This is a genomic window from Janthinobacterium silvisoli (assembly GCF_014200725.1).
Classification (GTDB): domain Bacteria; phylum Pseudomonadota; class Gammaproteobacteria; order Burkholderiales; family Burkholderiaceae_D; genus Janthinobacterium.
This window is the reverse complement of the sequence record NZ_JACHCL010000009.1, coordinates 95,890-120,169: the sequence shown is the minus strand read 5'-3', so window position 1 is coordinate 120,169 and position 24,280 is coordinate 95,890. Positions and strand designations below refer to the sequence as shown.

Genomic DNA, 24,280 nt, shown 5'->3' with positions numbered 1-24,280 from the left:
ACTTGCATGTGTAAGGCATGCCGCCAGCGTTCAATCTGAGCCAGGATCAAACTCTTCAGTTTAATCTCTGTTACTTTGCCGTTTTACCGGCACCGTCATTGCTGACGGGTCGCTCACTCAAAAAACTGACAGGCCACTACTTTCGTAGCGCCTATTTCATTATTTCTTGTGAACATTTGATATTTTAAGTTTTACACTGCTTGCGCAGCGCTGCACTTCCATCAAATGCCCACACTTATCGACTGTTAATTGTTAAAGAACTGTATTCGGTACTGCTTATTTACTACATTCGCGCTATCGACAAAGCGTTGTGTTTGTCAGCTACGAAGAAGGAAGAGTATGAAGCGTTTCGCACATTTCGTCAACCTTCTTTTTTCTCCCTTTTGTCTCGCAAACTAGTGCGTTTCATCGGGGAGGCGAACTATAGCAAAGCGCCCCTATAGAAGCAAGGCTTTTTCCGGCTCAATCGCACCCAACTGCTACAATTTCGACCCCTCCGCGCAAAACAGCGCCTACACACAGAAGAAGCACAATGAAACAACAAGCGCAAGGATCAGGCCTTACCCTGAAACGGGCAGGCTTTAGCTCCAGCTTTGGCGTACTCGCCGCCACCCTCGGTTCCGCAGTCGGCCTCGGTAATATCTGGAAGTTCCCTTATCTGACAGGCGCCAATGGCGGCGCCGGTTTTCTGCTGATCTATCTGCTGGCTACCTTATTAGTGGGATTACCCGTGATGATTGCCGAAATCACCCTGGGACGCCGCGCCAAGCTCAATCCCATCTCGACCATGGAAAAGCTGGCTACCAAGGGCCAGCCCTGGTGGCTGGTCGGCGTGATTGGCATGCTGGCCGCCTTCCTCATCGTTGCCTTCTATTCGGAAGTGGTGGGCTGGGTGTTTGCCTATATCGCCAAGGCGATTGACGGCTCTATTCTCAGCAGCGACAAGCAAGTCACCGAAGCGGCGTTTGCCTCGCTGATCAGCAACCCGCTGCAATCGCTGCTGTGGCAGTGGGGCGTGCTGATGTTTATCGGCGGCATCTTGATGCTGGGCGTGACCAAAGGCATCGAGGCGATCGCCAAGAAACTGATGCCGCTGCTGTTCTTGTTACTTCTCTTGTTATGTGCGGTCAGCCTGTCGCTGGATAAGGCCAGCGATGGCCTGGCCTTTTTGTTCCGCCCGGACTTCAGCAAGCTGACGGCCTCGGTGGTACTGACGGCGATGGGCCTGGCCTTCTTTAAGTTGTCCGTCGGCATGGGTACGATGATGACCTACGGCAGTTATTTCCGCGATGACCAGAATATTCCGCTGACGACCTTGCGCGTGATGACAGCCGACCTGGGCGTTTCCATGCTGGCCGGCATCGCCATCTTCCCGGCCGTCTTCACCTTTGGCTTCGCCCCCAGCGCGGGACCGTCCTTGGTCTTTATCACCATCCCGGCCGTGTTTTCGCAAATCCCCATGGGGCAATTTTTGATGGTGGCGTTTTTCATTCTGGCCGCCGTGGCCGCTACGGGGGCGATGCTATCGCTGATGGAAGTGCCCGTGGTGATCTTGCATGAGCGCCTGGGCTGGTCGCGCAGCAAGGCGACCGTCGTGACGATGCTGCTGCTGGCCTTGCTGGGTTCGGCTTGCGCACTGAGTAACAGCACCTTGGCCGACTTCAAGCTGTTTAATCTGAATATGTTTGATCTGTTCGACTTTGTTTCGTCGAATATTTTCTTGCCTGTAGGCGGTATCGCAATTGCCTTGTTTACAGGCTGGGCCTGGGGCAAGGATAACTTTATCGAGGCGATCGGCAATCAAGGACTGTTGCAGAACCGCAGGCTGGCCACGGTGCTGCTGTTCCTGCTGCGTTATGTATCGCCCGTATTGATACTGCTGGTGATGCTGAAGGGCTTGAAGGTCTTCTAGTTAAAGTACCCGGGTGTAGGTCTGGCGCACCAGCACCCGGTCGCCGCAATCGAAATGCCACCATTCGCTGTTGATGCCGAAGAAGCCAGCCTGGAACATGGCGCCGCGCAACAGGCGGCGATGCTCTACCTGCTGTTCCGTGATGTCTCCCCGTTCCAGCAATAGTAGTTCCAGCGCCGGATGTGAGCGCTCACTGAGATCATCGAAACCGGTTCCCATATCGAGCTCCTGCCCGTCGGGCCCCACGATGGTAATGTCCAGCGCCATGCCGAACGAGTGGATGGAGCCTCGGCTGGGCTCGGCGATATAGCCCAGCAACTCCGTGCCTTGCAGCGCATCCCATAGTTGCTGCTGTACCCGTTGCGGGCGCAGGGCGTCCAATACCAGCAGATGATGGTCGGGCCGTTCTTCATACAACCAGGCGACCGCTTTTTCCAGCGCCGCAGCCGCGTCGCGGTGCAGCCAGGCGCAATCGATGGGACTATATAAATCGCGGCCGACGAAATTATCGGGCGTGGCGTAGCGCAAGTCGACGGCGATACCGGCGATACTGCTCAGGTGGCGAAATTGCGGATCACTGGCGACCGCTTCCAATTGCAGACTTGCAACAGACATTACACTCCTCTTTCCAAGCAGTTACGTGCGGCCACGCCGATGCTGTCGGCCAGGCGGCGCGCGCCGTGCGACAACGGCGAATGGCTGGCCGTCAATAAATACAGTTGTATCGGGATCATCGGCGCCCATGGACGGCGCTGCAAACGCTCGGGCGAACCGGAGGCGGCCGTGAACGGGTCGACCACGGCCATGCCGGCGCCCGCCTCGACCAATGAGCGGGCGATTTGATAGGTCTGCACCACGGTACTGAAGACGGGATGGATGTCCTGCGCTTCGCAGGCGGCGATCACCAGTTCTCCCAGCGGATCATTATCGGCATGGCCGATCAGTTCGCCGGACAAGCCATGCGCCGTCAGCGGCGTGCCGCAGTCGGCTGCGTGCCAGGTGCCGGCCGGGGCAATGACTGTCATCACGCCTTGCGCGATCGGTTCGGCTACGATGCCGGGATGGCGCGGGTCTTGCAGCGACAGGGCCAGGTCCGCCTCGCCCAGACGCAAGGTGTTGACGATTTCACCCGTGTGATGGGTGGCCAGCTGGCAACGGGTATGGGGAAAGTCGCGGCGCCAGGCAGTCATGGCAAAGGGCAAGACGCTAATCGCGATGGTCGGTGTCGATACCAGGCGGATGGTTTCCACCGCATGGCTTTTCAGGCTGGCGGCCAGGCGGCGTATACCCAGCAAATCGCGGTTGAGTTTTTCCGTCTCGATAAATAAACGGTGCGCCTCCGGTTTCGGGTAGAGCTTGCCCCGCACGCGCTCGAATAGCGGCATGCCCAGTTGCAACTCGCAATGCTGCAAGACCTTGGTCACGGCCGGCTGCGAAATATGCAGCACCTGGGCCGCGCCGCTGATGGTGCCAACTTGCATGATGGCGTGAAACACCTCGATATGACGCAGCCGCATGACTTATTCCTTTATCGCGCTTCAGCCCTGGAGGCCGTAAGAATTAAGCATATAAGAAAAAGTCATGGGCTGGAACCGCATGCTACTTTGTTGCAACAGCTGGCACGGGCACGGCCTTCGCGGCCGGCGTCGTCAATACTTCCAGCAAGGCCGCCGTTTCGCCATCGGGCATGCCATCGAAGCGGGTATTGCGGTACTTCATCTGGAAGGCGATCAGGACATTGCGCGTGGCTTCGTCAAAGATGCCCGTCTGCGGCGTGGCATAACCGTGCTGGGCCAGCTTCTTCTGGAACCAGGTGGCATCCGGCACTTGCTGGTCAAAAATCAATCGCTGTTCGGCAACCCGGTTGGCATCTGGCCAAACGATCAGGCCCGCGTCGGCTAGCTGGCGCCATGGGAACAGCGGTCCAGGATCTTGCTTGCGTTGCGGCGCGATCTCGTTGTGGCCAAGGATATTTTCTGGCGAAATATTGTAGCGGGCCACGATATCTTTCAGCAGTGGAATCAATTCATCGATCTGCGCCTGCGGGAAGGGATACCAGATGCGGCCTTCGGGCGAGTCCGTGTAGCCGGGATTGACGATCTCGATACCGATCGAGCTGACATTCAACTGTGTATAAGTCTTCCAGTTACTCACACCCGCGTGATTGGCCTGGCGCGACTCATCGACCAGCGCATAAAACTTCGGCGTGGCCGTATCGGTCAGCAAGTAGTGGCTGCTCACTTCCTGCTGCGTGAGGATCTGGATCGAGCGGGGCAGGTTGCTGACGGTGTAGTGGATGATGATGAATTTCACGCGCGGGCTCTGGCCGCGCGCCGTCAGGCTATGGTCGATGTGGGGTGCTGGCGTGGTGGTACAGGCGGACAGCAAGGCCATGAACAGGGCGAGAACGAGTATTTTCATGAGTAATCCATCATCTGAGTAAATAAGTTAGGTAATCGGCTGTGACCTGGCGGCTAAACGCGCCGCCGCCACATGCGCACGCGCCACTTTTTGCTGCAGCGCCAGCGATGCGGGTAAAGCGGCCTGCATGGCGGCAAAGATGGCTGGGTGCAATTGCGCCGCACGGCCCGCCAATACCACGGGACGCGGACCATAGCGGTCGATCAAGGCCAGCGCCAGCCGCGCCAGTTCCTGGCCGGCGCGCTGCACAATATCAAGCGCCAGCGGATCGGTGTCGGCAGCAGCAGCCACGGCCAGCGCCAGACGGCCTATCGTACCGCGGTCTTGCCCATACATAAAGTCGCGCGACACGGACCAGTCGCTGCCGCCGAGATGCGCGAACACGGCCTCAGCCATGGGAGAGCTTTGCCAACTGCCCGGGCACTCATCTTCGCGGCGCCAAATTTGCCGCAGGGCTTCCCGTGCGATCCAGTAACCGCCGCCGCCATCATCTAACAACACGCCACGGCCACCCGCGCGGTGAAAGCCGCCATCCTGATCAATCCAGGCGGCAATCGAGCCCGTCCCTGCGTAGACCAGATATCCTTCACCCAATTCAAAACTGTCGCGATAAGCAATTTCAATATCGTTGCCCAAGCTCACGTTTGCCACGTCCAGCGCCAGCAATTCTGCCAGCAAGCCGGTCAACATGGCGCCATCGCCACCAAAACCTGTCAGCCCAGCCAATACCTGGGTCGGCTGGCCGATGTCCGATACCTCCTGACACAGCTTGGTAAAGGTGGTCTGCAAGGCGGTGCGGCCTGCGGCGCTGCTCATTTGCAAGGCAGATAGTCCCTCTACCGCGCCTTCGGCAACGATGCTGCCGTCCACGCTGGCCAAGGCCCAGCGCGTTTGCGTGCCGCCCGCATCGATACCCAAGCCCAGCCTGTCTGTAGAGAAAGAAGTCATCGCATCAGTGTAAAGCCAAGCAAGCGCTGCAGGCATGAAAGCTTGCGCATGTTTCATGCCTGCAGGTTATAGGTGGACAGCCTTTACTGGGCCGGCTGGCGTAAAGTGACGCGGGGGCTTTCATTGCCGAGACGGTCCACGGCGCTGACCACCACGGCATTGACTTTACCGGTGGAATCGTCCACCAGGGTCAGTTCGCTTTGTAGACCAGAGACCACCGTGAAACGCCAGTCTGCGCCGTAACGGGCCCAGACCGCGTACTGGGTCACGGGCTTGCCAGCGCCCGCCGTGAATTTCAGGTTCACGCTGGTCGTATCGCGGCGCATGATCACCGTCGGCGTGCCTGGCGCTTCCGTGCCCAGCCATGGCGTGGCGGGAATCAGGGCAGGGCTCTGGTAGACCGTGGCTTTCAATTGATCGCTGATGCCCTTGCGGTTTTGCATCAGGGGAATCATGCTGAAATGCACCTGACCATTCGCACCGGGCCGCGTGCGCGTCAATTCAATCTGCTTGATGATCTCTTGCGGCGTGTAAGACTTGGCCGTATTGTCGATGCGGCTGGTGTACAGGCCCGGCCATATATGGCGGCCATACGGATTTTGCGCCAGCCAATAGTCGAGCAGCACGCCAAACGCCTGTGGCGCCTGTCCTACCGGCCAGTACAGTTGCGGCGACAGATAATCGAGCCAGCCCCTGGACAACCACAGTTCCGCATCCGCATACAATTTATCGTACTGGCTGAAACCGACGATGCCTGGCGGGCGGCGGTCCGGGCGGCCGATACCGAAGGGGCTGATGCCGAAACGCACCCAGCTCTTTTCGCGGTGGATGCCCGTATACAAAGACTCGATCAGCTGGTTCACATTCTGGCGGCGCCAGGAAGCGCGGTCCAGTTGGCCGCCACCCAGCAGATATTGCTGCCACGACGGTTCATCGGGGAAGGGCAGCTCGCGCTTGGCGCCGCCGCTGCCTGCATCGAGTGCGGCAGCTTCTGCACCGGCGCCGGCATTGCTGCCCGCGCCGGGCGCATCGATAGGATAGGGATAAAAATAATCGTCGATATGCACGCCATCGATATCGTAGCGGCGCACCACGTCGAGCACCACATCGGTGGTGTGCTTGGAAGCTGCGGCATCGCCTGGATCCATCCACAGATAGCGGCCGTATTGCTTGACGGATGCTGGGTTGGTGACGGCGAAACTGTCGCGCGCGAGCGGCGACTTGGCAGTAGCGTGGCGGGCGCGGTAGGGATTGAACCAGGCGTGCAATTCCAGGCCGCGCGCATGCGCTTGGGTTACCCAGAAGGCCAGCGGGTCATACATGGGCAACGGCGGCTGGCCTTGCTTGCCCGTCAGATATTCGGACCATGGTTCCAACTGCGACGGGTAAATGGCATCGGCGCTGGGGCGCACCTGCAGCACGATCGCATTCAGATTCAAGGACTTGGCGCGGTCGAGGATAGCGATGGCTTCCGCCTGCTGTTTGGCCACCGGCAAGTTGCTGCGGCTGGGCCAGTCGATATTGGCGACGGTCGATACCCAGGCGGCGCGGAATTCACGCGGCGCCGGTGGCGGCACTTCGCCCGTGATGTGCTCGACGGGCGGCAAGCCTGGCAAAGCCGTCATACCGGGATTCACATCAGACGGCATTTTGGTGCTGGTACAGCTGCTGAGCAAGCCGGCCACGGCCAGCGCGGCGATCGCACTGGCGGCGGCGCCCAGCCGTTTTTTCAATGTAGAAAGCAAAACAATTCCTTGCAGAAATAGGGTCCGATCGATGATCACGCAGTCAATGACGCAACTAAGTACGCAACTAAGCGGGGCATTTTACTGTGCGTGGGCATTCGGTGAAGCCACGCACAGCCATCATGAACGTCAGGCAGCCTTCTTGCCGAATTCGGGATCGATCTTGACCAGCGCCGCCATGATGAAGGCGGGCACGGTGGCGATGCAGACCCAGATGAAGAAGTGCTGATAGCCTAGCCATTGCTGTATCCAGCCGCTGGCCATGCCGGGCAACATCATGCCCAGAGCCATGAAGCCCGTACAAATGGCGTAATGGGCGGTTTTATGGGCGCCGTCGGACACCATGATCATGTACAACATATAAGAAGCAAAACCGAAGCCATAACCGAATTGCTCCAGTGCGATGCCGCCAGCGATCAGATAGATATTGCTGGGCAAAGCCGTGGCCAGGTAAACAAATACCAGGTCGGGCAAGTGCACAGCCAGCACCATGATCCACAACATACGCTTCAAGCCGAAGCGGGAAATCACATAACCGCCCAGCAAACCGCCCAGGGTCAGCGCGATCACGCCGATGGTGCCGTAGACCAGGCCGACTTCTTCCGTGGAAAGTCCCAGGCCGCCCTTGCTCACGGGGTCCAGCAGGAAGGGCGCGGCCAGTTTCAGCAATTGCGCTTCGCCAAGGCGGAACAGCAGTAAAAAACCGAGGATGACGACAATATCTTTTTTCTTGAAGAAGGCGGCAAAGGTGGCAAGGAATTCCTGCAGCGGCGAGGCGCCGTCACGCGCGATGCTGGGCTTATCGTCGGCTGGCTTGGGCAACACAAAATAGTGATAGATGAAGAGGGCGATGAACAAGCCCGCCAGGATGGCGAACACGCTGGACCAGGCCAGTTGCACATTGCCCGTGACATGCGTCAGATAGCCGGCCAGAAACACCAGGCCGCCCTGACCGGCGATCATCGCCAGGCGATAAAAGGTGCTGCGCACGCCGACGAAGGCCGCTTGCTGGTGTTGCTCCAGGCCCAGCATATAAAAACCATCGGCGGCAATATCATGCGTAGCCGAACTGAAGGCCATCAGCCAGAAAATCGCCAGGCTGATCTGGAAGAAATGGGGCAGGGCCGTGGTCAAGGCCACCAGCGCCAGCGCCGCGCCGATCACCAGCTGCAAGCCGATAATCCAGAAACGCTTGGTACGGTACATATCGATGAAGGGCGACCATAGCGGCTTGATGACCCATGGCAGGTACAGCCAGCTCGTGTAGAGCGCGATATCGGTATTGGAAAAACCGTAGTTCTTGTACATGATCACGGACAGTGTCATGACAACAACATAAGGGATGCCCTGGCCAAAATACAGGGTGGGGATCCACTGCCATGGATTAGTCGCGCGCGCTGGCGCGCTGTGTTTCACAAGCTCCATACATCCTTCGTCTTCGACCGGACAAAAGAATGATGCGCCATCGGATCAAGCCGCCAGTGCTGCCCGCACACTGCCGTTCGCTCCGGCCAACAATGCCTGTGCCTGGTCTGTGGTGATTTTTTTTAACAAGGCAACCATCGCCACCTTGACGTGAAACTGGCATTGCTCCAGCACTGCCCTAGCCTGCGCTTCATCGGCGCCGGTGGCGTGCATGGTCAACCGCACCGCCCGCAAAATCAGCTTGGCGTTGGTCGGCTTCAAGTCTACCATCAAGTTTCCATAGGTTTTATGCAAACCGACCATCAGCGCACTGGAAATCGTATTCAGGGTAATTTTTTGCGCCGTGCCCGCCTTTAGCCGGGTGCTGCCAGAAATCACTTCCGCGCCCGTGTCGAGCACGATGCCGTATTCCGCCTTCAGCGCCACCGGCGCGCCGGGATTATTGGCGATGCCTATTGTCAAGGCGCCCGCCTCGCGCGCCGCCCGCAACGCCCCCAGCACATACGGCGTGGCGCCGGATGCGGCCAGCAGGATCACCACGTCGTCCGGCTGCGGCTGAAGAGTGAGCAAGTCCAGCCCTCCTTGCTCAAGATCATCTTCCGCGCCTTCGACGGCGGTGAACATGGCGCCCTGGCCACCGGCCAGGAGGGCGACCGCCCGCTCGGGCGGCCAGGAAAAGGTGGGATTCAGTTCTACACTGTCGAGCACGCCAAGCCGCCCCGAAGTGCCCGCGCCCACATACAGCAGGCGCCCGCCAGCGGCGATACGGGGCAAGGCGGCCGTCACGGCTGCGCGGATATGCGGCGACGCCAGCCGCACCGCTTCGACGGCCCAGAACTGGTCATCGACAAAGGCCGCCACCAGTTGCTCGACCGGATAAGTATCCAACTCCGGATGCCGCCGGCTCGGGGTTTCAGTTTTCAGCATGACTTCCGAACATGTTAAACGATGAAACCAGTTTAATACCAAGCAAAGCAGTCAGCCATGAAAGGATGTCAGGCGGGCATAACGGGGACTTATGGACTGCGGCGCATTTCTGCTACGAAATCGTAATGATCGCTGCGGCAGTAAGAATGCGTCAGCTCCACCGCCTCGCCCGTTTCCAGGTAGGCGATACGCGTGATGAACAGCACGGCCTGGCCATCGGGCACGCCCAGTTGTTCGGCCAGCACGGCTGTCGCGTTCATGGCGCGGATGTGCTGCAAGGCGCGCACGGGCGCTTTGCGGATGCTGTTTAAATAGGCATACAGGGAATCGCCCACGGCAGCCGGGTCCGGTACCACGCTGAACGGCAAAACGCTCACTTCATATGCCATCACCACGTCGTCAGCCAGGCGCAAGCGTTCCAGGCGCGCCACCTTGGTATTCTGGGGCAGGCCCAGGCTCAGTTGATCGTCGCTGCTGGCAATCACCACTTCGCGCTTGAGCCAGCGCGAACCGGGACGGTAGCCGCGCTGCTGCAATTGTTCGGAAAAGCTCGACAGATTCGATAGCGGCTGCTCGATACGGGGGGCAATATAGTTGCCCGATCCGCGGCGGCGCACGACGAGGCCCTGCTCGACCAGCTGGTCGATGGCCTTGCGCGCAGTCACGCGCGACACGTCGAGCAATTCGGACAGGGTACGTTCAGATGGCAAAGCCTGGTCTACCTGGTAACGACCGTTACGCACGTCATCGCTCAGCTTGCGGGCGATCTGCATATATAAAGGCGAATTGTCATTTAAATCGACCTTGATTTCCACACTGGTCCGGCTCATACAGTTCTCCTTGTATGACTAGTGTAATAGCGAAGGCGCTTGTGCGTATGCCATCCAACCATGAATAAATGGAAAATGGGCATAAATAACGGTTATAAAGTGAAAAAAACAATGTTTCAGTGTTCCAAACGTCAACATTGATAAACAAATAGACAATGTTGTATTTGATCACGCACCAGATTGTGGCAGGCAGTTTCCATGCAACTGCGCGGAAATGCCGTGCTATGCATTCCTGGAAGTTATGGCTGCACCATGATGTTTCATTGGCTCGCTTGTTTCCCAGCCTCTAAGCTTTCATCGACTGCTCCCGCACCATGGGAGTGCAACGAATGCAATACAGGCGAGGCATGATGCAAGAAACCCGGCAGCACCCAGGAGCAGGACAGCAAGTCATCATCATCGGTGCTGGCATCGTCGGCCTGACCTCGGCCTGGTGGCTGGCAGAGGCCGGCTACAAGGTCACGGTGCTGGAACGCAACGAACAGGTGGCCATTGCCGCAAGTTATCGCAATGGCGGCCAGCTCAGCTATCGCTATGTGGCGCCGCTGGCGGACGCGGGCGTGCCCCTGAAAGCGCTGGCATGGATGCTGCAAAAAGATGGGCCGCTACGCTTTCGTCCCGAGGCGGACTGGCGCCAATGGCGCTGGCTGGCAAGTTTCCTGCGCAACTGCAACGCCGCCAGCAATGCCCGCACCACCGCCAAGCTGCTGGAATTGGGCGAACTGAGCCGAACCGGCATGGCCCAGCTGGAACTGTCCGTGCCACCGGAAGCCTATGCCTGGCGCGATGCGGGCAAATTGATCGTCTACCGCTCGCCCGCGATTTTCCAGCGCGCCGTGGCCAGGCCGGAATCGGAAGAAGTCCGCATCGTGCTGACGCCAGAGCAAGCGGTACAGCGCGAACCGGCCCTGGCCGCGCTGCAGGGTGCATTGGCAGGCGGCATTTTTACCGAAGGCGAGGCGGTGGCCGATTGCCACGCCTTTTGCCAGGCTTTGGAAGCGCGGCTGCTGGAGCACCCCAACTTTGCTTTGCTGCTCAAGGGCGAAGCGCGCCAGTTCATGACGAACCGCGGCAAGATCAGCGGCATCGATACCAGCCTGGGCTTGCTGGAAGCGGATCACTACGTACTGGCGGCCGGCATCCAGAGCCGCGACCTGGCCGCCAGCGCCGGCATCTATCTGCCGCTGTATCCCTTGAAAGGCTACAGCCTGAACGCGCCGATCCGCGCACAAGACCTGGCGCCCGAGATCAGCATCACCGATTTCGAGCGCAAGGTACTGTATGCGCGCATCGGTGGCAGCCTGCGCGTGGCCGCGATGGTCGACATGGTGGGCGCCGATACCCGCATCGATGCGAGCCGCATCGCCGGCCTGACCCGGCTGGCGCGTGAAGCGATGCCGCAGGCGGCCGACTATGAGCAAGCCACGGCCTGGGCCGGCTTGCGGCCCGCCACGCCGAACAGCGCGCCGCTGGTGGGCCCTAGCAAATATAGCAATCTATGGCTGAACGTGGGCCACGGCCCGCTGGGCTTTACCTTTGCAGCCGGCACGGCGCGTGTCCTTGCCGACCTGATGGCTGGCCAGGCGCCACCGTTTACGCTGGATTTCCTCAGCCCCAGTCGATAAGCGGGCAGGCGGCAACCGGCAAGGCCGATATGGCGGATAATTGCGGGACTTTCCTGTTTCCACGTCGATAAGACCGCATGCCCACACCCCAAAAAACTGCTGCCTGCCCCTGCGGCGGCACTGCCTACGCCACTTGCTGCGGACCGTATATCACGGGCGCCGCCCTGCCGCCCACCGCCGAAACCCTGATGCGCTCGCGCTACACGGCCTTTACCCTGCGCGACGAAGCCTATCTGCGCGCCACCTGGCACGCCAGCACCCGTCCCGGCGAGCCTTTGTTTGCCGATGAAGAAAAAGTGCACTGGCTGGGACTTGAGGTAAAATCTGCTTTACGTTTACGTCAACGTAAAGCAAAATCAGCAGATCAAACCGAAGAGAGTAACCGCGACACCGTCGAATTCGTGGCCCGCTACAAAGTCAGCGGCCGCGCGCACCGCCTGCATGAAGTCAGCCGCTTCGTGCGCGAGCAGGGTGAAGGCGGCTTGCGCTGGTTTTATCTCGACGGCAGTTTTCCCGAATAGCGCGACCCGAGAGACCGGGCGATAATAAAAAGGAACCGCAATGCCGCACATCGAAAGCAAACTCAATCCGCGCAGTGAAGATTTCAAGGCCAATGCCGCCGCCATGCAAGCCATCGTCGACGATTTGCGCGACAAGGTGGAAAAAATCGCCGCCGGCGGTGGCGAGGCGGCAGCTGCCAAGCATCTGGCGCGCGGCAAGCTGCTGCCACGCGACAGGGTGCAGATGCTGCTCGATCCCGGTACGCCTTTCCTCGAGTTTTCGCAGATGGCGGCCTACGCCATGTACCAGGACGCCAACGGCGTCGATGCGGCGCCCAGTGCCGGCATCATCACCGGCATCGGCCGCGTCTCGGGCCAGGAATGTGTGATCGTCTGTAACGACGCGACCGTCAAGGGCGGCACGTATTACCCGATGACGGTCAAAAAGCATTTGCGCGCCCAGGAAATCGCCGACCAGAACAACCTGCCCTGCATCTACCTGGTCGATTCGGGTGGCGCCAACCTGCCGAACCAGGACGACGTCTTCCCGGACCGCGACCATTTCGGCCGCATCTTCTATAACCAGGCCAATTTGTCGGCCAAGGGCATCCCGCAAATCGCCGTGGTGATGGGTTCTTGCACGGCTGGCGGCGCGTATGTGCCAGCCATGAGCGATGAATCAATCATCGTCAAGGAGCAGGGCACGATTTTCCTCGGCGGCCCGCCACTGGTAAAAGCGGCCACCGGCGAAGTGGTGACGGCGGAAGACCTAGGCGGCGGCGACGTGCATACGCGCTTGTCGGGTGTAGTCGACCATCTTGCGCAAAACGATTTGCATGCGCTGTCGCTGGCGCGCACCATCGTTTCCAACTTGAACCGGGTCAAGCCGCAGCAGATGGCGCTGCGCGAATCTGTCGAACCGAAGTACGCGCCGCAGGAACTGTATGGCGTGATCCCGGTCGATACGCGCAAGCCGTTCGATGTACGTGAAGTGATCGCGCGCATCGTCGACGGCAGCGATTTCGATGAATTCAAGGCCCGCTACGGCACCACCCTGATCTGCGGTTTTGCGCATATCCATGGCATGAAAGTCGGCATCATCGCCAACAACGGCATTCTGTTTTCGGAATCGGCGCTGAAAGGCACGCATTTCATCGAACTGTGCTGCCAGCGCAAAATCCCGCTGGTGTTTTTGCAAAATATCACCGGCTTCATGGTGGGCCGCAAATATGAAAACGAGGGCATCGCCCGCAATGGCGCCAAGATGGTCACCGCCGTGGCCACCGCTAGCGTGCCGAAGTTCACGGTAATTATCGGCGGCAGCTTCGGCGCCGGCAATTACGGCATGTGCGGCCGCGCGTTTTCACCGCGCTTCATGTGGATGTGGCCCAATGCCCGCATCTCCGTCATGGGCGGCGACCAGGCCGCGTCCGTGCTGGCAACCGTCAAGCGCGACGGCATCGAAAGCCGGGGCGGGCAGTGGAGCGCGGAAGAAGAAGCCGCGTTCAAGCAGCCGGTCAAGGAGCAGTATGAACACCAGGGCCACCCATACTATGCCACCGCACGCCTGTGGGACGATGGCGTGATCGACCCGGCCGATACCCGCATGGTGCTGGGCCTGGGCCTGTCGGCAGCGCTGAACGCCGAAATCCCGGACACGAAGTTCGGCGTTTTCCGCATGTGACCGGGAGGAGAGAACATGGAATTCGAGACACTGAAAATCGTCATCGAGGGCAATGTCGCCACCGTGACCCTGAACCGCCCGGATGTGCGCAACGCCTTCAATGAAACCACGATCGCCGAACTGGCGCGCGCTTTCGAAGGCCTGGGCCGCAGCGAGATGGTGCGCGCCATCGTCTTGGCCGCCAATGGCGCAGCGTTTTGCGCCGGTGCGGACTTGAACTGGATGAAGAAAATGGCCGGCTACACGCATGCCGAAAACCAGGCCGACGCGCTGCAGCTGGCGCAGATGCTGCGCACGATTTACCTGTGCCCGAAGCCCGTGGTGGCCAAGGTGCAGGGCGACTGTTATGCCGGCGGCATGGGCCTGGTGGCCGCATGCGATATCATTCTGGCTGCGGAAGACGTGCATTTCTGCCTGAGCGAAGTGAGGCTGGGACTGATCCCGGCCACTATTTCACCGTATGTCATCAAGGCCATGGGCGAAAACGCGGCACGCCGCTACTTCCTGACCGCGGAGCGATTCTCCGCGCAGGACGCGCTGCGGATGGGCTTTGTCCACGAAGTCGTCGCCGCCGAAACATTGGACGCGAAAACCGCGGAAGTGCTGAAAGCGCTGACGGGCAATAGCCCGCACGCGGTGGCACAGGCGAAGACGCTGGTGCGCGAGATCGCCGGCCAGCCCGTCGACGACGCATTATTGTTGGATACCGCCGAACGCATCGCGCAGATCCGCGCCTCGGAACAGGGGCGCGAAGGCGTGCAATCGTTCCTGGACAAGCGCAAGCCGAGTTGGCTCATGGGCTAGCAATATCTATTGGAGCAGTTTTGAAAGCAGAAAAACAATCGGGCTGGGTCGAACGCAGTCTGCGCAGCGTGTGGCATCCGTGTACGCAAATGCAGCACCACGAGACTGTGCCGCTCATCCCCGTCAGCCATGGCCGCGGCGCCTGGCTGTACGACCACGAAGGCCGGCGCTACCTGGACGCCATCAGCTCCTGGTGGGTGAACCTGTTCGGCCATGCCAATGCGCGCATCAATGCGGAATTGAAGGATCAGCTGGACCGCCTGGAACACGCCATGCTGGCTGGTTTTACTCACGAACCGGTGATACAACTGTCGGAAAAACTCTCCGCCCTCACCAATGGCGTGCTTGGTCACAGCTTTTATGCCTCGGATGGCGCCTCGGCGGTGGAAATCGCCCTGAAAATGAGTTTTCACGCCTGGCGCAATAGCGGCCAGAGTGAAAAACAGGAATTCGTCTGCCTGAAAGGCAGTTACCACGGCGAGACCATCGGCGCGCTGGCCGTCACCGATGTGGCGCTGTTCAAGGATGCCTACGGCCCGCTGCTGCGCGCGACGCAAACCGTGATATCGCCCGACTACCGCCAGGCGAATGAAGGTGAAACAGCGCAGGACGTGGCGCGCCGCGCCGCCTTTGAAGTGGAACAGCTGTTCCAGCAAAAAGCGGACAAGATCGCCGCCATCATCATCGAACCGCTGGTGCAATGCGCCACCGGCATGGCCATGCACGACCCGCTGTACCTGTCGCTGGTGCGCGCCTTGTGCGACCGCTATCAGGTGCATCTGATCCTCGATGAAATCGCCGTCGGCTGCGGCCGCACGGGTACTTTCTTCGCCTGCGAACAGGCTGGTATCTGGCCCGACTTCGTCTGCCTGTCGAAAGGCATCAGCGGCGGCTACCTGCCCTTGTCCTTGGTGATGACGCGCGAAGATATTTATCAGGCCTTTTACAGCACCGACGTGCGCCGCGGCTTTTTGCATTCGCACTCGTACACGGGCAACCCGCTGGCTTGCCGCGCCGCGCTGGCGACTTTGTCCATCTTTGAAGAAGACCAAGTATTGGTAAGCAATCAGGTGCGCGCCGCGAAAATCACGCAGGCGCTGGCGCCGCTGGTACAGCATGAAAAAGTCGTCAATTTCCGCCAGCAGGGCATGATCTGGGCCTTCGATGCAGTCGACGCGGCGCCTGATTTTTCGCGCCGCTTCTTCAGCACGGCGCTGGAGCATGAACTGTTGATGCGCCCCATCGGTTCCACCGTGTACCTGATGCCGCCGTATATATTGAACGACGAAGAAATCGCCGGCCTGGGCCAGCAGACCCTGGCGGTCTTCAATCAAGTGATCGGGGCCTGAAATGGAACTGATCACCCGCCTGAAACAGCAGTTGCACGGCCTGGAAGAGCGCAGCCTTATCCGCCGCCGCCGCACCGTGGAAACGCCGTGCGCGCCACGCCTGACGGTGGACGGCCGCGACATGCTGGCCTTTTGCAGCAATGACTACCTGGGTCTGGCCGCGCATCCGCGCATCGTGGAAGCGCTGAAGGAAGGCGCCGACCTGTACGGCGCCGGCAGCGGCGCTTCACACCTGATCAGTGGCCACAGCCGCGCCCACGCGCAGCTGGAAGAACGGCTGGCCAGCTTTGTCGGGACCAACCTGGAACACGCACGCGCCCTGTATTTCTGCACCGGCTATATGGCCAATCTGGCTGTGCTGACAGGCCTGGCGGCTGGCGACCCGGAAACCGAGATTTTTTCGGAAGCGCTGAACCACGCCTCGCTGATCGACGGCACGCGGCTGTCGCGCGTCAAGACGCGCGTGTATCCGCACGCCGACCTGGCTGCCTTGGCCGCCTTGCTGGCAGAAAGTAAAGCAAAGAACAAGATCGTCGTCACCGACAGCGTTTTCAGCATGGATGGCGACCTGGCGCCGCTACCCGCGCTACTGGCCCTGTGCGAACAATACGGCGCCTGGCTGGTGGTCGACGATGCGCACGGCTTTGGCGCACTGGGAGAGAACGGCCGCGGTGCACTCGAACATTTTGATCTGCACTCGCCGTATCTGGTGTATGTGGGGACTTTGGGCAAATCGGCCGGCGTAGGCGGCGCTTTTGTCGCGGCGCATGAAGCCGTGATCGAAACCCTGATCCAGAAAGCGCGCCCGTACATCTTCACCACCGCTGCCCCGCCGGCGCTGGCGCACGCGCTGCTGGCCAGCCTCGATATCATCGCCGGTGAAGAAGGAACACAGCGCCGCGCACACCTGGCCGCGCTGATCGCGCAGTGGAACGATGGGCTACAGCTGCAACGCTGGCAAGCCTTGCCATCGTTGACCGCCATCCAGCCCGTGATCATCGGCGACAACGCCGAGATGATGGGCATCGCAGCGGCGCTTTACCAGCAGGGACTGTGGGTGGGCGCGATCCGTCCGCCTACCGTCCCCCTCGGCACGGCCCGCCTGCGCGTCACCCTGTCGGCCGGCCATACGATGCAGGAAGTGGCGCAATTGATCAATGCAGTCAACACGCTTGAAAGGACTCGCCATGAGCCTTGAAGACCCTATCGCGGCCAGCGACCTGGCCGTGCAGCCCAGCCCTGCCGCAGCAGCAGTCGGCCTGCCGCTGCCATTTGCCTGTTTCGTGACGGGCACCGACACGGAAATCGGCAAGACCCTGACCTCGTCGGCGCTGCTGCACGCGCTGGTACAGCGCGGCGTGCGCGCCTGCGGCATGAAGCCGGTGGCAGCCGGCGCCGAGCTGCGCGACGGCGAGCTGCATAATGAAGACGCCGACAGCCTGATCGCCGCCGGCAACGTCACCATGCTGCGCAGCCTGACCACGCCGTATATGCTGAAGGAACCAGCTGCGCCGCATATCGCCGCCGCGCTGGAAGGCGTCAGCATCGATTCGGTGCCCATTTTGGCCGCCTACCTGGAAATCGCCGCCGCCTCGGACGCGGTGGTGGTCGAAGGCGTGGGTGGTTTCCGCGTGCCCCTGTCCGCCGATTACGATTCGGCCGACCTGGCGCAGCAGCTGGACTTGCCGGTGATCCTGGTAGTCGGCATGCGCCTGGGCTGCATCAGCCAGGCCCTGCTGACAGTCGAAGCGGTCGAAGCGCGCGGCTTGAAGGTAGCGGGCTGGGTCGCCAATACCCTGGAAGTGGAAATGCGCTTCCTCGATGAAAATATCGATGCACTGATCGAGCGCATCCCGGCGCCGCTGCTGGGCAGGGTGCCGCGCCTGGCGCAGCCTTCCGCCGAAGCGGCCGCCGCCTATCTCGATTTTACGGGCTTGCCGAATTGGCCCGCCCAACGCCCGAACAATTAAACGCATCACTCAATATATATACCAAAATATCAGCGAAGGAATCACCATGTCTCAAGTCCAAGAAGCAGCAAAAACCGTCGAACTGCACCGCCCAACGGCGCGCATCACCCTGCCCGAAGCGGCCACCTGGCCATTGGAAGATGTGCTGGCCCTGTTCGACCTGCCATTCAATGACCTGATGTTCAAGGCGCAGCAAACCCACCGCGTCAATTTCCCTGACGGCGACGTGGAACTGGCCACCCTGTTGTCGATCAAGACCGGCGGCTGCGAAGAAGACTGTGGCTACTGCCCGCAAGCAGCCCGCTATGACACGGGTGTGGAAGCGAAAAAAATCCTCGACATCGACACGGTACTGGACGCAGCGCGCCAAGCCAAGGCCAACGGCGCCACGCGCTTCTGCATGGGCGCCGCCTGGCGTAGCCCGAAAGACCGCGACATGGAAAAAGTCGAAGAGATGGTCAGCAAGGTCAAGGCCCTGGGCCTGGAAACCTGCGCCACCCTGGGCATGCTGGAAGAAGGCCAGGCCGACCGCCTGAAAAACGCCGGCCTCGATTTCTACAACCACAACCTGGACACGGCGCCCGAGTTCTACGACAACGTGATCTCCACGCGTGAATACCAGGACCGCCTGGACACTCTGGGCCGCGTGCGCGAAGCAGGCTTGAAAGTATGCTGCGGCGGCATCGTCGGCATGGGCGAAACGCGTTTGCAGCGCGCCGGCCTGATCGCCCAGCTGGCCAACCTGAATCCGTATCCTGAATCGGTACCGGTAAACCACCTGGTGCAAGTGGAAGGTACGCCTTTGTACGGCCTGGACGCGCTGGACCCGTTCGAATTCGTGCGCACGATCGCCGTAGCCCGCATCACCATGCCAAAAGCGCGCGTGCGCCTGTCCGCCGGCCGCCGTCAGATGGGCGAAGCCGTGCAAGCGATGTGCTTCCTGGCGGGCGCCAACTCGATTTTCTACGGCGACAAGCTGCTCACCACCGACAACCCGGAAGCAGAAGACGACCGCACCCTGTTGAACAAGCTGGGCCTGCAAACGCGCGGCGCCATGCTCGAATCGGTACAGAAAGAGAAGTGCGGCTGCTGATAAGCGCCCAAGCCGGAGGCAGGCTTACCAGCCAGCCTCCGCACAACCAATAAAAAACTTCCAGCCACGAGCTGCAAAGAGAGAGACCATGTTCACTAAAATCCTGATCGCCAACCGCGGCGAAATCGCTTGCCGTGTCGCCGCTACCGCGCGCCACATGGGTATCCAGACTGTTGCCGTGTATTCGGAAGCGGACGCCAAGGCCAAGCACGTCGCCGTGTGCGATGAAGCGGTGCTGATCGGCCCGGCCGCAGCCAAGGAAAGCTATCTGTGCGGCGACAAGATCATCGCCGTGGCGCTGGCCACGGGCGCGCAGGCGATCCATCCAGGCTACGGTTTCTTGTCCGAGAACGCGGACTTCGCCGACGCCTGCCACGCGGCGGGCCTGGTCTTTATCGGCCCGCCGGCATCGGCCATGCGCGCCATGGGTTCCAAGTCGGCGGCCAAGTCGCTGATGGAAAAGGCCAATGTGCCGCTGGTGCCTGGCTACCATGGCGAAAACCAGGATGCTGATTTCCTGCACACGCAAGCCGACCAGATCGGCTATCCGGTGCTGCTGAAAGCGTCAGCTGGCGGTGGCGGCAAGGGCATGCGCGTGATTGAAAATTCGGCCGATTTCAAGGCAGCCTTAGCTTCCTGCAAGCGCGAAGCGATCAGCTCTTTTGGCGACGACAAGGTATTGGCTGAAAAATACCTGTCGCGTCCACGCCATATCGAAATCCAGGTGTTTGCCGACACTGTGGGCAATTGTATCTACCTGTTCGAACGCGATTGCTCGGTGCAGCGCCGCCATCAAAAAGTGCTGGAAGAAGCGCCGGCACCTGGCATGCCGGTCGAGCGCCGCGCCGCCATGGGTGAAGCGGCCGTGGCAGCCGCCAAAGCTGTCGGCTATGTGGGTGCGGGTACGGTGGAATTTATCGCCAACCAGGATGGGTCGTTCTACTTCATGGAAATGAACACGCGTCTGCAGGTGGAACATCCGGTAACGGAAATGATCACCGGTACCGACCTGGTGGAATGGCAGTTGCGCGTCGCCTTTGGCGAACCACTGCCGAAAAAACAAAGCGAATTGACGATACGCGGCCACGCCATCGAGGCGCGCATCTATGCGGAAAACCCGGAGAAGGGTTTCTTGCCGTCGATCGGCACTTTGCGCCATATGCACTCGCCGCAAGCCGTGACGTTCGAGCTGGGCGGAACCAGCGTGCCAGCCGGCGTGCGCATCGATTCGGGCGTGCGCGAGGGCGATGCGATTTCGCCATTCTATGACCCGATGATCGCCAAACTGATCGTCTGGGGCGCTGACCGCCGCGAAGCGCTGGCGCGCATGGCGCAGGCGCTGTCGGAATACCAGGTCGTGGGACTGGCCACCAATATCGCTTTTCTGAAACGCCTGGTGCTCGGCCAGGCATTCTCCAGCGCAGACCTCGATACGGGTTTGATCGAACGCAATCACGATGCCCTGTTCCCTGCGCTGCAAGCGGCACCCGATACGGCCCTGGCCCTGGCATCCGTGGCCCTGCTGACGCAGGAAGCGGCCGCCAACGATGGCAGCGGCCCGTGGGGCAATGCCCAGGGCTGGCGTTTGAACAGCGCGCTGAAACGCAGCCTGTCTTTTGCCGATGAATTTGCGCTGGCCAGTGATAGCAAAGCGTATGCAGTGCGCGTGACGTATGCCGCCGATGGCTGGCTGTTCAACGACCAGCCTGTGAGCCTGACAACAGACAAAGGCATGGAGCTGCATATCAAGCTGGGCGAGCGCGCCGTGCACGGCACGGTGCTGCGCGACGGCGAACAGTTCCACGTGTTTACCGGCGGCGCGCACTACACCTTGCACTACAACGATCCGATGGCGCATGCGGGCGAAACGGAAGCCGAAGGCGGACGCCTGACGGCGCCGATGCCGGGCAAGGTGGTGGCAGTATTGGTGGGCAAAGGGCAGGATGTGAAAAAGGGCGAGCCGCTGGTCATCATGGAAGCGATGAAGATGGAGCACACCATCGCCGCGCCGCACGACGGCCTGGTGGAAGACGTGCTGTATGCCGTCGGCGACCAGGTGGCCGATGGCGCGCCGCTGCTCGCTTTCAAGGCGGCAGCCTGAGTCAGCACCATGCGCATCCTTCTACAACGTTCGGACGGCAAGCAGGCGGCGTGGATCGCCGATTTTAACTCCCAGCTGCCCGAGGCCGAGATCGTTTTCTGGCGCGATGGTGAGCCAGTAGCGCCCTGTGACTACGCGGTCGTCTGGCAACCGCCGGCAGCCATGCTGCCCGCATTGAGCGAAGTGAAAGCCATCTTCAACACGGGCGCTGGCGTGGATGCCTTGCTCAAATTCGGCGAGGCGCTGCCCGCGCACGTGCCGCTGGTGCGCCTGGACGATGCAGGCATGGGTGTGCAGATGGCTGAATATGTCAGTCACGCCGTGCTGCGCCATTTCCGCCGCTTCGACGATTATGAAGCGCAAGCCCGCGCCGGCATCTGGCAGCCATTGCCTGCTTTTGACAAAGCCGATTTTCCCGTCGGCGTGCTGGGCATGGGCGCACTGGGCACGCGTGTGCTGGACGCGCTGGCGCAATTCGAGTTTCCCCTGCGCGGCTGGAGCCGGAGCCAGAAGCAGCTCGATGGTGTGGACTGCTTCGCAGGCGAGGAAGGGCTGGAAACCTTCTTGCGCGGCACGCGGGTACTCGTCTGCATGCTGCCGCTCACGCCCGACACGCACAACCTGCTGGACCGCACACGCCTTTCCATGCTACTGCCCGGCGCTTATGTGATCAACGTGGCGCGCGGCGCGCACCTGGCTGAACCGGATCTGCTGACCCTGATACGCTCGGGCCATATCGCCGGCGCCACCCTGGACGTGTTCCGCAACGAGCCGCTGCCGCAGCAGCACCCGTTCTGGCAAGAGCCACGCATCACCATCACGCCGCATATTTCAGCCGCTACCCTGCGCCGCGAAAGCGTGGTCCAAATCGCCGCCAAGATGCGGCGCCTGCAAGCTGGCGACACGGTCGCCGGCATCGTCAACCGTTTGCAAGGATATTGAGATGAATCCGCAGCCAAATTTGCCCAAGCAAGTAAAAATCGTCGAAGTCGGTCCGCGCGACGGCCTGCAAAACGAAAAGGAAACCATCAGCGCCGCCGTCAAGATCGAGCTGGTCGACAGGCTGACGCAGGCCGGTTTCGCCAATATCGAAGCGGCGTCCTTCGTGTCGCCCAAATGGGTGCCGCAGATGGCCACCAGCGCGGAAGTGATGCAAAAGATCGCGCGCCGTCCCGGCACGATCTATTCCGCACTGACACCCAACATGCAAGGTTTTGATGCGGCGCTGGCGGCAAAGGCCGATGAAGTAGTGATCTTCGGTTCAGCCTCGGAAGCGTTTTCGCAAAAGAATATCAACTGCTCGATCGCCGAATCGATCGCCCGCTTCGAAGGCGTGGCGAAAGCGGCCAAGGAACACGGCTTACGCCTGCGCGGCAGCATCAGCTGCGCGTTTGGCTGCCCATATCAGGGCGAGGTGCCACTCGATGCCGTGGAAGACGTGGTTGGGCGCATGCGCGACCTGGGCTGCGACGAAATCGACATCGCCGACACCATCGGCGTAGCCACGCCACGCAAGACGCAAGCCGTGATGGACCGCGCCATCCGCGCCTTCCATGTGGGCGGCTTGTCCGGCCACTTCCACGATACCTATGGCCAGGCGCTGGCGAATATCTACGCCAGCCTGGAAACAGGCATCGCGATTTACCATTCCTCCGTATCGGGTCTGGGCGGCTGCCCCTACGCCAAGGGCGCCACCGGCAATGTGGCCACAGAAGACGTGCTGTACATGATGGCTGGCCTGGGCATCAGTACCGGGATCGACCTGGACCTGGTGGTGGACGCGGGCCAGTTCATCTCGCAGCAGCTGGGCCGCAAGGGTTCCAGCCGGGCAGGCAATGCGATTGCGGCGAAGCGCGTCGCCTGAAATTTGGGGTCAGACCCTCAATGCCGCTAGCATCAATCCCGGCGCCAACGCAGCCGGGGGTCTGACCCCGGCCGTACAGACGAAAAAAAACCCATAAGCCGAAACTTCTGGGTTTTTTTCTACAAATTTGGTCGGAGTACAAGGATTCGAACCTTGGACCCCCTGGTCCCAAACCAGGTGCGCTACCGGGCTGCGCCACACTCCGAAGACCAAGATAATACAGACCGTATCGACTTCGGTCAAGGGTCAGGTGAAACTCTATGTAAATTATTTACGGGCGGAACAAAGGCTCATGTATTTTTAAAAACTTGCGATGTATGCGACACTGGGGTCGCAGGTTTTCCCGATCAGCCATCAGGTGAGGACGGCAATGCATTTCAGTACAGAAATCCACACGCAAGGGAATGCCATCCCTTTCTTGCGCAACCGGCGCGGCATCGCACTGGGCATTGCTGTGTCGTTGCTGCTGCACGCCGGCTTGATCTATGTCTGGCGCGCGGTGAAACCGGTGGCAATTCCCGATACCGGCCCCCGTGTGGAATCGATCGCCGTCTGGATACGCCCGCTAGCCGCCAAACCTCCGCCGCCACCGATTGCGGAAGCCAAGCCGAAACCCGAGCCCAAGCCGATCAGCACGCCGAAAAAAGCCATCAGCAGGGAAGAGACGCCCCTGATCACGGCGCAGCCACCCAGCCAGAATACGATCACTATCGCGCCTGCCACGCCACCGGCGCCAGTGGCGACGCCCGATGCACTGAGCAGTGACACGCCGAAGTTCGACATGAATGCGGCCCTGAAAACCGCGCGCAAGGTCGCCAGCGAACGCGATCCCTCGAAGGTAGGCACGGCGGTGGGGCAAATCCCCGACAAACCGCTGCAAACGGAAACCCAGCTGGCGCGCGATATCGCCGAAGGCAAGCGCGGCGATTGCCGCACCGCTTATGCGGGCGCCGGCATCCTGGCGCCCGTACTGATGCTGTTGGATAAAAAGGATAGCGGCTGCAAGTGGTAACACACTGACAAGATACCCAGATTGGCTACGATCCACCCCAATCTGGGCAGGATGGACCGAACTTATTCCT

General features: G+C 60.6%; 21 protein-coding genes, 1 tRNA gene and 1 rRNA gene. 13 read left to right on the top strand and 10 right to left on the bottom strand.

The window, feature by feature from the left end:
• A 16S ribosomal RNA gene (locus HDE75_RS25265) occupies window positions 1-62 on the bottom strand; the annotation flags it as partial.
• A 470-nt stretch (window positions 63-532) separates the two neighbouring features.
• Between HDE75_RS25265 and HDE75_RS25260 the strand changes: the two genes are divergently transcribed.
• The gene (locus HDE75_RS25260; protein WP_183682433.1) at window positions 533-1,912 is read left to right on the top strand and encodes a sodium-dependent transporter; all 1,380 of its coding nucleotides are present in this window, start codon (window positions 533-535) and stop codon (window positions 1,910-1,912) included.
• Here HDE75_RS25260 and HDE75_RS25255 read toward each other — a convergent pair whose 3' ends face one another.
• The 8 genes from HDE75_RS25255 to HDE75_RS25220 form a co-directional block, all read right to left on the bottom strand.
• Window positions 1,913-2,527 (bottom strand): M15 family metallopeptidase, encoded by a 615-nt coding sequence (locus HDE75_RS25255; RefSeq protein ID WP_183682430.1) that lies wholly within the window; start codon window positions 2,525-2,527, stop codon window positions 1,913-1,915.
• A complete protein-coding gene (locus HDE75_RS25250) occupies window positions 2,527-3,429 on the bottom strand; it encodes a LysR family transcriptional regulator (protein WP_183682427.1) in 903 nt (300 codons plus the stop codon). The genes HDE75_RS25255 and HDE75_RS25250 overlap by 1 nt, the downstream gene beginning before the upstream one ends.
• Window positions 3,430-3,511: 82 nt before the next feature.
• A complete protein-coding gene (locus tag HDE75_RS25245) occupies window positions 3,512-4,333 on the bottom strand; it encodes an N-acetylmuramoyl-L-alanine amidase (RefSeq protein WP_183682424.1) in 822 nt (273 codons plus the stop codon).
• 27 nt (window positions 4,334-4,360) lie between these two features.
• Complete coding sequence (locus HDE75_RS25240; protein WP_260174391.1) at window positions 4,361-5,281, bottom strand: N-acetylglucosamine kinase; 921 nt, start codon at window positions 5,279-5,281, stop codon at window positions 4,361-4,363.
• A gap of 83 nt (window positions 5,282-5,364) precedes the next feature.
• Complete coding sequence (locus HDE75_RS25235; RefSeq protein ID WP_183682418.1) at window positions 5,365-7,026, bottom strand: glycoside hydrolase family 10-like protein; 1,662 nt, start codon at window positions 7,024-7,026, stop codon at window positions 5,365-5,367.
• Window positions 7,027-7,155: 129 nt separating this feature from the next.
• A complete protein-coding gene (locus HDE75_RS25230) occupies window positions 7,156-8,451 on the bottom strand; it encodes an MFS transporter (protein WP_183682415.1) in 1,296 nt (431 codons plus the stop codon).
• 45 nt (window positions 8,452-8,496) lie between these two features.
• Window positions 8,497-9,378 carry an N-acetylmuramic acid 6-phosphate etherase gene (locus HDE75_RS25225; protein WP_183682413.1) on the bottom strand — a complete coding sequence of 294 codons (882 nt, stop codon included), beginning with the start codon at window positions 9,376-9,378 and terminating at the stop codon, window positions 8,497-8,499.
• Window positions 9,379-9,467: 89 nt separating this feature from the next.
• Complete coding sequence (locus HDE75_RS25220; protein WP_183682410.1) at window positions 9,468-10,208, bottom strand: GntR family transcriptional regulator; 741 nt, start codon at window positions 10,206-10,208, stop codon at window positions 9,468-9,470.
• 347 nt (window positions 10,209-10,555) lie between these two features.
• Between HDE75_RS25220 and HDE75_RS25215 the strand changes: the two genes are divergently transcribed.
• From HDE75_RS25215 to HDE75_RS25165, 11 genes are all read left to right on the top strand, one after another.
• Entirely contained in the window at window positions 10,556-11,833 is a 1,278-nt protein-coding gene (locus HDE75_RS25215) for a D-amino acid dehydrogenase (protein WP_260174388.1), read from the top strand.
• A 77-nt stretch (window positions 11,834-11,910) separates the two neighbouring features.
• The gene (locus HDE75_RS25210) at window positions 11,911-12,354 is read left to right on the top strand and encodes a YchJ family protein (RefSeq protein WP_183682407.1); all 444 of its coding nucleotides are present in this window, start codon (window positions 11,911-11,913) and stop codon (window positions 12,352-12,354) included.
• 40 nt (window positions 12,355-12,394) lie between these two features.
• A complete protein-coding gene (locus HDE75_RS25205) occupies window positions 12,395-14,017 on the top strand; it encodes a carboxyl transferase domain-containing protein (RefSeq protein WP_183682404.1) in 1,623 nt (540 codons plus the stop codon).
• A gap of 15 nt (window positions 14,018-14,032) precedes the next feature.
• Entirely contained in the window at window positions 14,033-14,821 is a 789-nt protein-coding gene (locus tag HDE75_RS25200; protein WP_183682401.1) for an enoyl-CoA hydratase/isomerase family protein, read from the top strand.
• Between the two features lie 20 nt (window positions 14,822-14,841).
• Entirely contained in the window at window positions 14,842-16,170 is a 1,329-nt protein-coding gene (gene bioA / locus HDE75_RS25195; RefSeq protein ID WP_183682398.1) for an adenosylmethionine--8-amino-7-oxononanoate transaminase, read from the top strand.
• A gap of 1 nt (window position 16,171) precedes the next feature.
• Window positions 16,172-17,368, top strand: a complete 1,197-nt coding sequence (gene bioF, locus HDE75_RS25190; RefSeq protein WP_183682395.1) for an 8-amino-7-oxononanoate synthase — start codon at window positions 16,172-16,174, stop codon at window positions 17,366-17,368.
• A complete protein-coding gene (gene bioD / locus HDE75_RS25185; protein WP_183682392.1) occupies window positions 17,358-18,140 on the top strand; it encodes a dethiobiotin synthase in 783 nt (260 codons plus the stop codon). The genes bioF and bioD overlap by 11 nt, the downstream gene beginning before the upstream one ends.
• A 46-nt stretch (window positions 18,141-18,186) precedes the next feature.
• Entirely contained in the window at window positions 18,187-19,233 is a 1,047-nt protein-coding gene (bioB, locus tag HDE75_RS25180; protein WP_183682390.1) for a biotin synthase BioB, read from the top strand.
• Between the two features lie 88 nt (window positions 19,234-19,321).
• Complete coding sequence (locus HDE75_RS25175) at window positions 19,322-21,334, top strand: acetyl/propionyl/methylcrotonyl-CoA carboxylase subunit alpha (protein WP_183682386.1); 2,013 nt, start codon at window positions 19,322-19,324, stop codon at window positions 21,332-21,334.
• Window positions 21,335-21,343: 9 nt separating this feature from the next.
• The gene (locus HDE75_RS25170; RefSeq protein WP_183682383.1) at window positions 21,344-22,276 is read left to right on the top strand and encodes a 2-hydroxyacid dehydrogenase; all 933 of its coding nucleotides are present in this window, start codon (window positions 21,344-21,346) and stop codon (window positions 22,274-22,276) included.
• Between the two features lies 1 nt (window position 22,277).
• The gene (locus HDE75_RS25165) at window positions 22,278-23,198 is read left to right on the top strand and encodes a hydroxymethylglutaryl-CoA lyase (RefSeq protein WP_183682379.1); all 921 of its coding nucleotides are present in this window, start codon (window positions 22,278-22,280) and stop codon (window positions 23,196-23,198) included.
• Between the two features lie 128 nt (window positions 23,199-23,326).
• On the opposite strand, the gene HDE75_RS25160 is transcribed toward HDE75_RS25165, so the two are convergent.
• Window positions 23,327-23,403, bottom strand: a tRNA-Pro gene (locus HDE75_RS25160).
• Between the two features lie 165 nt (window positions 23,404-23,568).
• Here HDE75_RS25160 and HDE75_RS25155 point away from each other — a divergent pair.
• Window positions 23,569-24,210, top strand: a complete 642-nt coding sequence (locus HDE75_RS25155) for a hypothetical protein (protein ID WP_183682376.1) — start codon at window positions 23,569-23,571, stop codon at window positions 24,208-24,210.
• Window positions 24,211-24,280: the final 70 nt, after the last annotated feature.